This window comes from Mesorhizobium sp. LNHC252B00, from assembly GCF_000502955.1.
In the GTDB taxonomy this organism is placed as follows: Bacteria; Pseudomonadota; Alphaproteobacteria; order Rhizobiales; family Rhizobiaceae; genus Mesorhizobium.
The window spans coordinates 12,906-25,500 of record NZ_AYWO01000019.1; the positions used below are offsets into that span (position 1 = coordinate 12,906).

Here is a 12,595-nt window from a genome sequence, read left to right on the forward strand (position 1 = left end):
CTCTGTCTCCTGCAACTCTATTCCGCCGCCGCCGGAACGGTCAGCGCGTGGAATTCCTCGCGGTACGGCCGCGCCGTCGGCGGCAATTCGCGCTTGAGGAAGTAGTCCTCGTACTGGAGCTGCTTGATCAGCACCGGCCAGACCTCGCGATAGGCATGCCAGATCGATGGATTGGGCTCCGGCAGGTCATGTTTGATCATTTCGTGCAGCTTCGGCAGCGCATGATAGGGCACCATCGGGAACATGTGATGTTCGACATGGTAGTTCATATTCCAGTAGATGAAGCGGCTGATCGGGTTCATGTAGACGGTGCGCGTATTCAGCCGGTGGTCGGTGACATTGTCTGCCAGCCCGATATGCTGCAGCAGGCCCGTCAGCACCATGTGCCAGCTGCCATAGAGGCGCGGCAGGCCGATCAGCACCAGCGGCAGGAACGACCACAAATAGAGCGCCAGCGCGATCGCCGCGACATAGATGGCGATATGCCAGCGCGCGGCGGTGACCACCTTGCGCAGCTCCATCTCGGGGATAAAACTCCTCTCGTCGGGCGAGATGCTGCCGAACGCATTGCGCACCAGTGTGGGCAGCGAATAACGGAAATCGAGAATGCCGGTGAAGGCAAGCGCGGCGCGCAAGAGGTCCGGCGGACGCATCACCGCGATCTCGGCATCGCGGCCGACGATGATGGTGTCGGTGTGGTGGCGTGCATGGCTCCAGCGCCAGGTCACCGGATTGCGCATCAGCATGAAACTGGCGATCTGGTAGACGACATCGCTCATCCAGCGGGTGCGGAAGGCGGTGCCGTGGCCGCACTCGTGCCAGCGCGAGTCGCTGGAGGAGCCGTAGAGCACGCCGTAGACGAGCAGGAACGGCACCACCCACCACGTGCCCCAGAACCAGATGATACCGGCGGCGGAGCCCAGTATGGCTGATATCCAGATGATCGTGTCGCGGATCGCCGGCCCGTCCGAGCGCTGCATCAGCTCCTTCATTGCCTTGCGAGGAACGTCGGTGTGGTACCACTCCGCCGAGGCCAATCCGGTCTCGATCGCGATGCGTGTGCTTTCGCCGACCAGGCTGTAGTCGCGCTTTTTTCCCATCACATCGACCTCCGATATCCGACCCGCCGGCCGGAGCATTCGTTTCGCATCATGCCCTGCCCGCCAGTCTCGGAAAGTTGCGCGACGGCGCAGGATAATCCTGTTGCGGTTGCCTGGCGATCGAGACGATCCTCCGTTCGGCAGCAGCGATCGCGCCGGCGCCGTCGATCACCCGGAATACCGCATCATAAGAGCGGCCTTCGCCATGCTCCAGCCAGATCATCTCGCCACGCTCGCGCGCCGCGAGATTGCCGAGCACATGATGCGTCGAGGGTTCGATGCCCAGCGCATATTGCCCGGCCTGGAAATTCTGCCATTGATAGGCGCAAGGCAGCTGGTCCTTGCGGGTCACGACCTCGAAGCCAAGTCCGAGGCGGTCGTTGACAACAGCCACTGGCACCTCGCCATTGCCGTCCGCCGCCATGTCGTGCTGCCAGACCTGTTCGCTGAAACCCAGTCGCGGCGCCGGCACGGTGCGGTAGCCGACCTTCTGCGCCTCGTAGCGCTCGCCATCATGCCCGGCCCAGACGACATCGCGGATCGGCGCCAGATAGCGCGCGCCCTCATCGAGCAAGGGGTGGCTGACATTGACATGGTAGAAATACATGTGCGGCGTGCGGTTGAAGCCGTGATTGACGACGCGGTCTGACAGCCGGATCTCGTTGCCGCCGACATCGGCCTCGATGCGCCGCAGCAAATGCAGGTCCTCGCCGAACACCGCCGATTGCTGGACGATGCCTTCGGCCCACAGCACGCAGCGGTCGCCGTCCCAGGCCTCGCCATAACCGGTCAGCCGCGCCGGAATGGTGCCGACGCGGCCGTGCAGCGAATGCACCACGGTCTTCCTGCCCGGATAGTTGTAGCTGTCGGCCGGCACTTCTTCCCGGCCCAATATGTGATCGAGGCCGCAGGTGACGAGCAGCCCGGAAAAAGAGCGCGCCCAGGCGAGCCCCCCTTCCCCTTCATAGTCGTGCAGGCCGGGATGACGAAAGCCGCTCGGCGAATGCCAGCCGATCGCCTGTCCCCTGAAGTCGCAGTCGGCGATATCGAGTGCCCGGTCGACCAGCGCTGTGAAGCGCAGGCCCGAGCCGGTGCGGAACTCCAGCATGCGGATGCCGCGTTCCACCCCGTCGCCAAGCGTCATCAGCCGCACGCCGGCAAATTGCGACAGCATGCCCGAGCGTTCCGAGACCTGCCGGCGCGAAAGCGTCTTGCCGTAAAGTTCTACCATGTCACGGCCGCTTCATTCACTGCACTGTCGTCCCCTCAATCGGCTGCGCTAACCACCTCTCACAGACCGTTTTCGCGGAACTTCCCGTCGAGGAATTTTTTGGCGCGCGGCACATCGTCTTCCGAGAGATGCTCGATGATGACAGGGATGTTCGGATGCTTTTCCGCCAGCCGCTGGAGATAGAGGTCGTAGTTCAGCGAACCGAGGCCAGGGGCCGGCAGTTCGATCTCACCGACGCCACGGAACGTGTGGCTCTCCAGCGCGTCCTCGTCGCCGATATCGGCGTGCTTCTCGGACTTGTCGCCGCCCGAACGCTTGACGTCCTTGGCGTGGGCTATCCTGATCTTGTCGGTCAACGTGTCGAACACCTGGTTCAGGATCTGGTCCATGCGGTCGATGTTGTGCGTCTCGAAATAATTGGTCGGATCCATCAGGAGGCCGAGGCCGGGATGATCGACCTGCGCGAACATCTTGACCGTCTCCTCGACCGAGCCGACGACGTTGTTGACATAGGTCTCGAGCAGGAACACCGCGCCGTGGTCATAGGCCGTCTGGGCAAGATCAGCGACCACCTTGCGGCATTCCTCGAAGCCTTCCTCGGTCTTGTTCTTGGGGTGATGCACCCAGTCGGATTCGGTGTTGTAGGTGCCGGTTTCCGAGATCACGTAGGGGCTGCCGAAATGGCGGGCATTGCGGATGATCTCCTTGAGGTAGCCGACGCGCCTGTCGCGCTCGGCCTTGTCGGGATGGATGATGTTGGTGTAGCCCGACACGCAGCAGACCGGCAGATTGTGGTCGCGGAAGACGTCGCGCACCGTCTTGGCCTTGTCCCTGGTGATCTGCCCGGCCGACAGGTCGACATCCTTGAAATGAAGGTCGAGCTGCACCGTGTTGAAACCGAGCCCGCGGATCTTCTTCGCCGTCTCTTCGAGACCGTACGGGAAATAGCCCGTAAAAATGCCAGCCTGCATCATGGTGTGAATTCCTCCCTGTAAGCGATTCAGTTGTCTGGTGTTTCAGTAGCGGTGATCAGGTAGCGATTTCGGAAAGCTTGACCGTGCGGCCTTCGTCGATCGAGCGGTAGCCCGCCTCGACCAGCGCCATGGTCTTGACGTTGTCGGCGACCGACAGCGCCGGCGGCGTGCCGGTCTTCACCGCGTGCTGGAGCTGTTCCATCACGCCGATAAAGGCATGCGGGAACCACATCGTGTCCCAGCTCGGGCTGATCCATTCGCCGCCGGTGGTCTCGGTTGAGGCATAAGTCAGCGTCGAGGCCGCTCCCGTCGGCCAGCCGATGGTGCCCTTGGCGACGCCCTTGGTGCCGTCGACGCGCCAGTTGATATGCTGGTCGTCCTTGTAGCCATCCTGGCGCGGACCGGACCAGACATCCTCCAGCGACACGGCGAGCACGCCGGAAGGGAAGCGCAGCGTCGACACGGTGATGCCGTCGGAATGGTCGAATTTCGTGCGCGGATCCTTGCGCGTCAGCGTGGTGATTTCGTCCGGGTCGCCGAACAGGAAGCGCAGCACATCGAGATGGTGCACGCTCATATTGGCGAGCGTCAGCCGGTCGTAGTCCTCCAGGAAGCTCTGCCAATGCGGGATGGCGTGCATGTCGATCTGCGCGAAGACGATGTCGCCCAGCGCACCGCTGTCGATGATCTGCTTCAAGACGCGCATCGACTGGTCGTAGCGCATGTTCTGGTTGACCGAGAGGATCTTGCCGGCCTTGGCCGCCTCGTCGCGCAGCTTGACCGCTTCGTCAACCGACAACGCCAATGGCTTCTGCGCCAGGATCGCCTTGATGTGCTTCTGCTTCAGCGCGTGCCGGATCAACGCCGGCTGCTGGTCGGGCGGAAAGGCAAGGTCGATGATCTCGACATTCGTATCCTCGATCAGCTGCTCCGGCGTATCGTGCACCGTCCCGATGCCCCAGCGGGTCGCCACCTTCTCGGCACTGGCCCGGGTGCGCGAGGCGATCGCCACCACCGGGAAGCCAGCTTCCTTGTAGGCAGCGAGATGACACTCGGCCATGATCATGCCGGCGCCGACGCAGCCGATCCGGTATTCCTTGGTTCGGACCTTCACATCCGGCTCGAAACCCTTGTGTGCCATCTGATCCTCCCGAGACTCTTTCCTTGCGGCCGCCGTCATCGTGCCAGCGCTCCCCCGCTCTGTCCGAAATAATGCACCCTGGCCGGCTCGCAGGATATCGCCACCATCGCGTCCGGCCGGATGTCGGGCTGGCCGCGCAGCAATGCCTTCAGCCGCGCCTGCCCGGCAGCGAGCGTCACCACGGTGTAGCCGCCAAGCGGCTCGACCTCGAACACCCGCGCCGGGCGGCCCGAGCCCCCGTCCGCCCACGCTGTAACCTTGATATCTTCCGGCCTGAGCCCAATCTCGACGGCATCGGCTGGAGCAGTCTTGTCGGCAATGCGGATCGTGCCTTCAGCCGCTTCGACACCGCCCTCGCCGCGCGCCGATTTCAAGATGTTCATCATCGGCGAGCCAAGCAGCCGCGCCACATAGGTGCTGGCCGGATGGTCATAGAGTTCGGCTGGTGCACCAATCTGCCTGATCCTGCCGTCCTCCAGCATAGCGATGCGGTCGGCGACCGACATCGCCTCTTCCTGGTCGTGCGTGACATAGATTAGCGTCTTGCCGAGCTCGCGCTGGATGCGCTTCAACTCGACGCGCGTTTCTTCGCGCAGCCTGGCGTCGAGCGCCGAGATCGGATCGTCCATCAGATAGGCGTTGGGATCGCGCATCAGGGCGCGCGCGATCGCCACGCGTTGTCGCTCGCCACCCGAAAGCTGTCCCGGCGGCTTATGCAGGATATGGCCGATATGCAGCTTCGCCGCGACGTCGGCGACCCGCCTTTTGATCTCGACCTCGGCGACCCGGCGTTCGACAAGGGGAAAGCGGACATTGTCGAGCGCACTCATATGCGGGAACAGCGCCAGGTTTTGGAACACCATCGCCACGTTTCGCTCGGCCGGCGACACAGTGTTGACCGGTCTGCCGCCGATCAGGATTTCTCCCGAGTCTGGCGTCTCCAGCCCGAGCACCAGACGTAGGATGGTCGACTTGCCCGACAGCGGTGGACCGAAGAAGCAGAAAAACTCGTTGTCGTTGACCGTGAACGAGGCGTCGTCGACAGCGAGTGTGCCGCCGTAGCGCTTGGTCACATTGCGAAAGACGATATCGGCCATCTCAACCTGCCTTGATCGCAAGGCCGCTGGCGGCGTCGAAGACGCGCACCGACGACGCGGCGGGAGCGACGATAGCGGTGTCGCCGATCGCCAGGCCGACATCATTGTCGAACACTGTCTTTACGGCAGCCTCGCCCTGCCCGAGATGAACGATGGTGCGCGCGCCGATCCGTTCGACGAAGGTGACCTGCATGGCGAGACCCTGACCATTCTGCACCAGCGTCGCCTGTTCCGGCCGGAATCCGTAAAGCACCTCGCCGCGCGCGCCGCGCATAGCCGCCGCGAGATCACTCGGCAGCGGCGGGGTGATGCCCAACGGTCCGAGATCGACGACCAGCCCGCGGTCGCTCTCCGCCGGTCTTCCCTTGAGCAGGTTCATGCCCGGCGCGCCGATGAAGCGGGCGACGAAGACATTGGCCGGATCGTTGTAGACCTCGAGCGGCGTGCCGACCTGCTGCAGCACGCCATGATCCATGACCGCGATGCGGTCGGCCATGGTCATCGCCTCGAGCTGGTCGTGGGTGACNTAGACCATGGTCTGGCGGAACTGGCGCTGCAGTTGCTTCAGCTCGGTGCGCATGACCGCCCGGAAAGCAGCATCGACATTGGACAGCGGCTCGTCGAGCAGGAAGATCGCCGGCTCCATGATCGCCGAACGGCCGATCGCCACCCGCTGCAAGATGTTGACCGACAGCCGGTCGGCCTTGCGGTCGAGCAGCGGCGTCAGTTGCAGCATCTCGGCGATCGCACCAACACGGCGGTCGATCTCGGCTTTCGCTGTGCCGTGCATCTTCGGCCCGTAGGCGAGGTTCTGGCGCACCGTCATATGGGTGAAGATGGCGTAATTCTGGAACACGAAGCCGACGCCGCGCCGCCCCATCGGCACGCCGGCCATGTCGCGCTCGCCGAACAGGATCTTGCCGCCGGTCGGTTCCTCCATGCCGGCGATCATATTCATCGTCGTCGACTTGCCGCAGCCCGACGGCCCGAGCAGCGCCATGAACTCGCCGTCTGATATTGCCAGGTCCATCGTCTTCAGCGCGGTAAAGTCGCCGAATTTCTTGACCAGGTTTTGCAGGTGAATGGCGCTCATGCCGGCACCTCGCGTGCCCGCACCATGCGCTTCATGGCGAACACCGCGACGATCGAGAGCACGATCAATATGGCGAGTGCTATCGCCGCCACATAGCCCCAGATCAGGTCCTGGGTGGTGAGCTTGTAAATGTAGACGGAGATGGTCTCGGTGGCGACGCCGGGGCCACCGCCAGTCATGATGTAGAGCGTGTCGAAAATCTTGAAGTTCTCGATCACCCTGATCGCCAGTGCGATGATGATGATCGTCTTCATCTTAGGCAGCACGATGGTGACGAAGCGCTGCCACGGATTGGCACCGAGCAGCGTCGCCGCCTTGATCTGATCCTCCGGCACGCCGATCAGGCCGGCGAGCAGGATGAGGAACATCAGCGGCGTCCACTGCCAGATGTCGGCGACCATGACGGCCATCAGCGCCAGCGTCGGGTCCGACAGCCAGGCGATGGTGACGGGAGAACCGGTGAGCGCCGACAATATGTCGTTCACCGGGCCGCCCGACTGGAACAGCATGAAGAACATGTAGCCGGCCACCGCCGGCACCACCATCATCGGCATCAGCAGGACCGAGTAGAAGATGCGCTTGCCCGGAAAGTCGTCGGCAAACAGCGTCGCCAGCGCCAGCCCGAGCAGGAACTCCGCCGGCACGCAGACGATCATGACGATGGCCGTGCGCTTCAACGCGCTCCAGAAGCGCGCATCGGCGGCAAGGTCAGTGTAGTTGGCAAAGCTGTTCCACAGCGACCAGGCATTCCACCAGCCAAGGCCCGACAGCGGCGACCAGTCGGTCACGCTGATGTACAGTTGCATCAACAGCGGGAAGGCCGAGATGAACAGCACCAGGATCTGCGCCGGCAGCGTCAGGCGGAAACCCAACCTTGCGCCCTCGTCGTGCGAAACCGGCCTTGCTCCGACGGTCTTCATTTCGTCCTTCAAGATCATGGCAGTCACCGCGCTCATTGTTTGAGCGCCCCGAATGTCAGCCCGCGCACCAGATGGCGCTGGATGGCGATGCCCATGATGACCGGCGGCACGGCAGCGATCAGGCCGAGCGCTGCCTTGGCGCCATAGAGCTGCCCGGTCATCGAGGACGACAACGAAGCCATGTAGACCGGGATCGTCACCCATTCGCGCGTCGTCAGAAGCAGCGCGATCAGATAGTCCGACCAGTTGAGGATGAAGACGAAGAGCGCGGCACTCGCCAGCGGCGCGCGCATCATCGGCAGCGTGATGCGGGTGAAGACGCGCAGCCGCGAACAGCCTTCGACAAGGGCCGCCTCCTCGATCTCGCGCGGCATGTCGTCGAAGAAAGTCTTCATCAGCCAGAAGGCGAAGGGCAAGGTGACGATGCCGTAGATCAGCGCCAACCCCCACCAGCTGTCGGTGAAGTTGAGGAAGGCCCACATGATCATCACCGGGATCATGACCGCCATCGGCGGAAACAGCCGCAGCTGGATCAAGGCCAGCGGCAAGTTCTGGCCGGAGCCGAAACGCGACAGGCCGTAAGCCGCGGCAGTGCCCGCCGACATGGCGATCACCGTGCCGAAAACCGCCGACAGCAGCGATGAGAGGATCGGCTTCAGCGCCGTGTGGTCGAGCGCGACGATCAGATTGTTGGTCGACTCGCCGAACACGAAACGGAAATTGCTGAGCGTCGGGTTCTTCGGCCACCATGTCAGGTCGGCGCCGGTCGCCGACCATTCCGCGATCGGCTTGAAGGCCATCGACACCATCCACAGGATTGGCACCAGCGTCACCGCCATGGTGGCGAAGATCGCGGCGTAGCGGAATATCTCGAAAGGAATCGAACGCTTCATCTGGCGGCTTTGCTGGTGGCGTTGTGGGCGGAGGGGAGAAGCACGCTCCTCCCCTCCTTCGGTGTGATCCAGGGAGACGGATCAGACGATTGGATCAAGAACAGTCGGCCAGGCCTCCTTGTTGGTCTTGATAGCTTCGAGCAATTTGTCCTCGCCGGTGCGCCGGGCGATCTTCTTCCACTCGGCCTCGGTATCGGCCATCGCCTGCTCCGATGTCTTGGCCTTGGTCAGCGCCGCCATCAGGTTCTCGTCGAGCGCATTGTGGAAGGCTGTCGCGCCGGGATAGTTGATGGTCGGCACGGTGCGAGCCACCGTCTCGCGCACCACGTCCATGTGGTAGGCATGATAGGTCTGGCGCACCAGCGGATCGGAGAAATCGGATAGCCGGAACGGGTCCAGGTAACCACCGGGGTTGGCGCTCATCCATGCGTAGATGCGGGCGGAACCCAGCCACTGCAGCAGGAGGTAGGCGGCCTCCTGGTTTTTCGACTGCGCCGAGACCATGCCGGTAAGCGAGAACCAGAGCACGGAACGGCTGATCAGCTTGCCGTCTATCTCGCGCCCGGGCGGCAGCATCGAGCCGATCTTGCCGGTGACAGCCGAATCCTTGTTACCGACATTGTCGAGGAATTTCGGCAAGTTGGAGAAGGCGCAGGTCATCGCCGCGCCGCCCTTGGCGAAGTTGCCGTATTGCTCGGGCCAACCCCAGGAGATCGCATCCGGCGAATGATGCGCGAGCGAAGCGACATATTCGTTGGTCGCCGCAATGCCTTGTTCCGAATTGATCATCGGCTTGCCGTCGTCGCCAAACAGGAACTGGTTGGGCGAGGCCATCGAGACGTAGCGCTGATACCAGTTGGTGTAGCCCCAGCCCTGGTTGCGCAGATCGGTCGAGCCGAACAGGCCCTTGTCCGGGCGCTGGAAGAAGGCGGCGATATCGCCATGCTGCTTCCAGGTTCTCGGCGGGGCCAGATCGTAGCCGTATTTGTCCTTGAACGCCTTCTTCTCGGCTTCGTCGCCGAACAGGTCTGCGCGGTAGACCCAGGTCTGGAAGTCGCCGTCCAGCGACACGCCATAGTTCGAGCCGCGGTATTTGTTGAGCAGCGATACGCCCTTGGCGCCGTTGACATAGCCGTTCGTGGGATCGTCCCACTCGGGCTTGTGCTGCGCGACGAAGTCGTCGAGCTTTGCGATGCCGCCGGTTTCGGCGAGGTCGCCGAGGCGGTTCCATTCAGTCGAATAGATGTCGTAGGCCCCACCCTTGGTGGAGATGTCCTGCATCGTCTTGGTGAATTCCTGGCCGTTCGGCAGTCCGACGATTTCGATCGGAATGCCGGTCTCCTTTTCCCACAGATCCTTGATCGAGGGCGCGCCGGCCGGGAATGGCTGCGTGAGCTGGCCGATCGAGCCGTCGGACAGGCCGAGCACGATCTTGGCCGGCGCCTTGCCGGCCCCCTTTAGCGCCTTGGCCGCCTCGATCGCGCGGCCTTCCGGCGTTTCGGCGCTATACTGATAGCGCTCGGCCCCATCGAAGCCCGTCGGGCCGCCGATCATGCCCGGCGCCAGCGCGTCGGCCGCATAGGCCCGGCCGGGACGAATGAATTGCGGCGCAATGCCGGTGGCGGCCACGATCACGGCCGCCTTTCCTCCGGACGCCAGCAAGCGACGCCGCGAGATGCGGATCAAATTGGACATTGAAACTCCTCCCTTAGGGCCACGTTTCCTCCACGACCCTGTGAGGGATATTGACGGCAGCATGGGAAGCCTGTCAACATCATAAGTAGTCAAAACACATCACAACATCGCAAATAGGGTGAGGAAATGCGCAAAACCGGGATCTACAGGTCTCTTCTGATGCCTCGATTTGAGGGGAAACGGCTGCTCCCGGCGCCGCGCAGCCTTGCCGGACGAGCTGATTTAGCGCGGCGGCTTGCGCATCGGCTAAGGGCGGATACATCATTTCCCATCAGAATCGCGGACGGCGCGAAAGCCGTCGCCAGCCGACCTGACGCATGCAGGAGATGAAAGACGGTGCGGTCCACCCTGACTGACATAGCCCGGGAAGCCGGTGTCTCGGCCGCCACGGTCGACCGAGTGCTCAACAACCGCCCCGGCGTGCGGGCGCGCACGCGAGAAATCGTGATCGAGATGGCGCAGCGCCTCGGCTATATCGCCGAAAGCCCGAACGGGGCGCCGCCGCGGCACTCGCAAGGCGATGTCATCCGGCTCGATTTCGCGCTGCCCGCCGGCACCAATTCCTTCATCAAGATGCTGCACCGCCAGATCGAGGCGCAGGCGCAGTTACGGCCCGACCTCGATGTGCACATCGCCACCATCGAAGGGTTCAACCCGGACGGCCTCGCCCGCCTGCTGCAGGACTTACGCGGACAGACGCAAGGCGTTGGCGTCATTGCGCTTGACCACCCGACGGTGCGCGAGGCGATCCGCTCGCTTTCGGCCAACGACATCAAGGTGGTGACCATCGCCTCCGACATCCTGCATGTGCCCAGGGTCGCTTATATCGGCATCGACAACCGCGCTGCCGGGCGGCTCGCCGGCTATCTGCTCAGCCGCTTCATGGGACCGGGACGGCCGGGCAAGGTGGCGCTGTTCGCCGGCTCGCTGTCCTATCGCGGCCATGAGGAACGCGAGATGGGGTTCCGCCATATCCTGACGGAGGAATCACCCAATTTGCAGATCGTCGAAATGCGCGAAATGCTCGACGACCGCGAAAAGGCCTATTCGGAGGCATCTGCCCTGCTGGAGCGGCATCCCGACCTTGCCGCGATCTACAATGTCGGCGCCGGCAACACCGGCATCGCGCGCGCGCTCAAGGAGCGCGGCCGCGCCCGGTCCATGGTCTTCCTCGGCCATGAGGTGACGGACGGCACCAAGGACCTTCTGCTCGATGGCACGCTCGACGCGGTCATCGACCAGAATCCGCGCGTCGAGGCCCGCGAAGCGCTCAACACCCTGACCCATGCTGTCAGGGGGCTGCCCTACGAGCTGCATCAGCCGAGGCTGCAGGTGATCTTCAAGGAGAACATCCCGGAGATCTGACGGACCGAACGAGCGACGCGGCGCGCCAAAGGCGCCCGCCCCGCTCGGTCTTTCCGGTCTACTGGACGGCAGCGACTTCCGCGGCCGCACCATCGACAAAGCTCTTGTCGACCCACTTGCCGTAGTCGATCGAGCCCTTCAGCAGCCCGGCGCTCGCCATGAATTTTTCCTCGCCCTGCAAAGCGGTGATCGCATCGTCGGTGAGTTTCGGGTCCTGGTGGAACACGCCGTCGGCATAGGTCTTGCGCACGGATTTTTCCGACGACTTGGTCGCCTCGACAAAGGTCTTGATCGTCGCGTCGGGGTGCGCGTCGGCCCAGCGCGAAATCTGGATATCGACCTTGAGCAGCCGCTTGACCAGATCCGGGTACTTTGCCGCGAAGGCGCCGTTGACCGAGATGACGTTCGGCACGCTCCATTCTGGATGCGTGCCGGTGTCGAACAGCACGCGCGCCTCGCCGGTGTCGACCAGCTTGGCCGCCGTCGAATCCGTCTCGACGATGGCGTCGATGTCGCCGCGCAGCAGCGCCGGACCGGACGCCTCGAAAGGCAGGTTCAACCCTTCGACATCATTCGTGCTCAGGCCGACACTGTTCAACGCCTTGCTGAAATTCGAATGCCGCACCGTGCCGGTGAGATAGGCGACCTTCTTGCCCTTGAGATCCTGCAGCGTCTTCAGCGGCGAGTCGGCTTTGACGATGATGTAAGAGCCGCCTGCCTTCACGTAGCTCGACACGCCGATCAGCTTGACGTCGGCACCGGACGCCGCGACGCGCAGCGCCGGATTGTTGCCGGTGTAGGTGAACTCGATCGCGCCGGTGGCCAGCGCCGTCGTCGCCTCTGAACCGCCATTGAAGGTCACCAGCTCGACCTTGATGCCGTCCTTGCCGAATTCCTTCTCCCACCAGCCGTCCCGCTGGGCGAGAATGAATTTGAGGTGTCCGGGCGCCGTGCTGCCGATGCGGATGACATCTGGCTTGTCCTGCGCAAAGGCGGGCATGCCGCCAAGGCCGATGACGACGGCAATGGCGCCCTTCAGGAGCAGCCTGCGAAATCCATTGAACGAGATGCTGGACATGGAAAAAT

General features: G+C 63.2%; 11 protein-coding genes. 1 reads left to right on the forward strand and 10 read right to left on the reverse strand.

Going from position 1 to position 12,595, the window contains the following annotated elements:
• Window positions 1-17: 17 nt before the first annotated feature.
• The 9 genes from X744_RS149115 to X744_RS149075 form a co-directional block, all read right to left on the reverse strand.
• Window positions 18-1,100 (reverse strand): fatty acid desaturase family protein, encoded by a 1,083-nt coding sequence (locus tag X744_RS149115; protein WP_031260701.1) that lies wholly within the window; start codon window positions 1,098-1,100, stop codon window positions 18-20.
• A 49-nt stretch (window positions 1,101-1,149) separates the two neighbouring features.
• On the reverse strand, window positions 1,150-2,331 hold the full coding sequence (locus X744_RS149110; RefSeq protein ID WP_023760984.1) for an aldose 1-epimerase family protein: 1,182 nt from the start codon (window positions 2,329-2,331) through the stop codon (window positions 1,150-1,152).
• A gap of 59 nt (window positions 2,332-2,390) precedes the next feature.
• Entirely contained in the window at window positions 2,391-3,305 is a 915-nt protein-coding gene (locus X744_RS149105; RefSeq protein WP_023760985.1) for a sugar phosphate isomerase/epimerase, read from the reverse strand.
• A 55-nt stretch (window positions 3,306-3,360) separates the two neighbouring features.
• A complete protein-coding gene (locus X744_RS149100; RefSeq protein ID WP_023760986.1) occupies window positions 3,361-4,446 on the reverse strand; it encodes a Gfo/Idh/MocA family oxidoreductase in 1,086 nt (361 codons plus the stop codon).
• Between the two features lie 35 nt (window positions 4,447-4,481).
• On the reverse strand, window positions 4,482-5,543 hold the full coding sequence (locus tag X744_RS149095; protein WP_023760987.1) for an ABC transporter ATP-binding protein: 1,062 nt from the start codon (window positions 5,541-5,543) through the stop codon (window positions 4,482-4,484).
• 1 nt (window position 5,544) lies between these two features.
• Window positions 5,545-6,636 carry an ABC transporter ATP-binding protein gene (locus X744_RS149090; protein WP_023760988.1) on the reverse strand — a complete coding sequence of 364 codons (1,092 nt, stop codon included), beginning with the start codon at window positions 6,634-6,636 and terminating at the stop codon, window positions 5,545-5,547.
• Window positions 6,633-7,592: a sugar ABC transporter permease gene (locus tag X744_RS149085; protein ID WP_023760989.1), complete on the reverse strand. Its 960-nt coding sequence runs from the start codon at window positions 7,590-7,592 to the stop codon at window positions 6,633-6,635. Before X744_RS149085 ends, X744_RS149090 begins: the two co-directional genes overlap by 4 nt.
• Window positions 7,589-8,449, reverse strand: coding sequence for a carbohydrate ABC transporter permease (locus X744_RS149080; protein WP_023760990.1), 861 nt, complete (start codon window positions 8,447-8,449; stop codon window positions 7,589-7,591). Before X744_RS149080 ends, X744_RS149085 begins: the two co-directional genes overlap by 4 nt.
• Before the next feature lie 81 nt (window positions 8,450-8,530).
• Window positions 8,531-10,144 (reverse strand): extracellular solute-binding protein, encoded by a 1,614-nt coding sequence (locus tag X744_RS149075; RefSeq protein ID WP_023760991.1) that lies wholly within the window; start codon window positions 10,142-10,144, stop codon window positions 8,531-8,533.
• 336 nt (window positions 10,145-10,480) lie between these two features.
• Here X744_RS149075 and X744_RS149070 point away from each other — a divergent pair, with 336 nt between their 5' ends.
• On the forward strand, window positions 10,481-11,509 hold the full coding sequence (locus X744_RS149070) for a LacI family DNA-binding transcriptional regulator (RefSeq protein ID WP_023760992.1): 1,029 nt from the start codon (window positions 10,481-10,483) through the stop codon (window positions 11,507-11,509).
• A gap of 58 nt (window positions 11,510-11,567) precedes the next feature.
• Here X744_RS149070 and X744_RS149065 read toward each other — a convergent pair whose 3' ends face one another.
• Window positions 11,568-12,587, reverse strand: a complete 1,020-nt coding sequence (locus tag X744_RS149065) for an aliphatic sulfonate ABC transporter substrate-binding protein (RefSeq protein WP_023760993.1) — start codon at window positions 12,585-12,587, stop codon at window positions 11,568-11,570.
• Between the last annotated feature and the right edge of the window lie 8 nt (window positions 12,588-12,595).

Excerpts from the sequence above, each read along its gene's own strand:
- X744_RS149075 (WP_023760991.1), bottom strand. The coding sequence starts at position 10,144 with ATGTCCAATTTGATCCGCATCTCGCGGCGTCGCTTGCTGGCGTCCGGA.
- X744_RS149100 (WP_023760986.1), bottom strand. The coding sequence starts at position 4,446 with ATGGCACACAAGGGTTTCGAGCCGGATGTGAAGGTCCGAACCAAGGAA.
- X744_RS149080 (WP_023760990.1), bottom strand. The coding sequence starts at position 8,449 with ATGAAGCGTTCGATTCCTTTCGAGATATTCCGCTACGCCGCGATCTTC.
- X744_RS149095 (WP_023760987.1), bottom strand. The coding sequence starts at position 5,543 with ATGGCCGATATCGTCTTTCGCAATGTGACCAAGCGCTACGGCGGCACA.
- X744_RS149110 (WP_023760984.1), bottom strand. The coding sequence starts at position 2,331 with ATGGTAGAACTTTACGGCAAGACGCTTTCGCGCCGGCAGGTCTCGGAA.
- X744_RS149065 (WP_023760993.1), bottom strand. The coding sequence starts at position 12,587 with ATGTCCAGCATCTCGTTCAATGGATTTCGCAGGCTGCTCCTGAAGGGC.
- X744_RS149115 (WP_031260701.1), bottom strand. The coding sequence starts at position 1,100 with ATGGGAAAAAAGCGCGACTACAGCCTGGTCGGCGAAAGCACACGCATC.
- X744_RS149105 (WP_023760985.1), bottom strand. The coding sequence starts at position 3,305 with ATGATGCAGGCTGGCATTTTTACGGGCTATTTCCCGTACGGTCTCGAA.
- X744_RS149085 (WP_023760989.1), bottom strand. The coding sequence starts at position 7,592 with ATGAGCGCGGTGACTGCCATGATCTTGAAGGACGAAATGAAGACCGTC.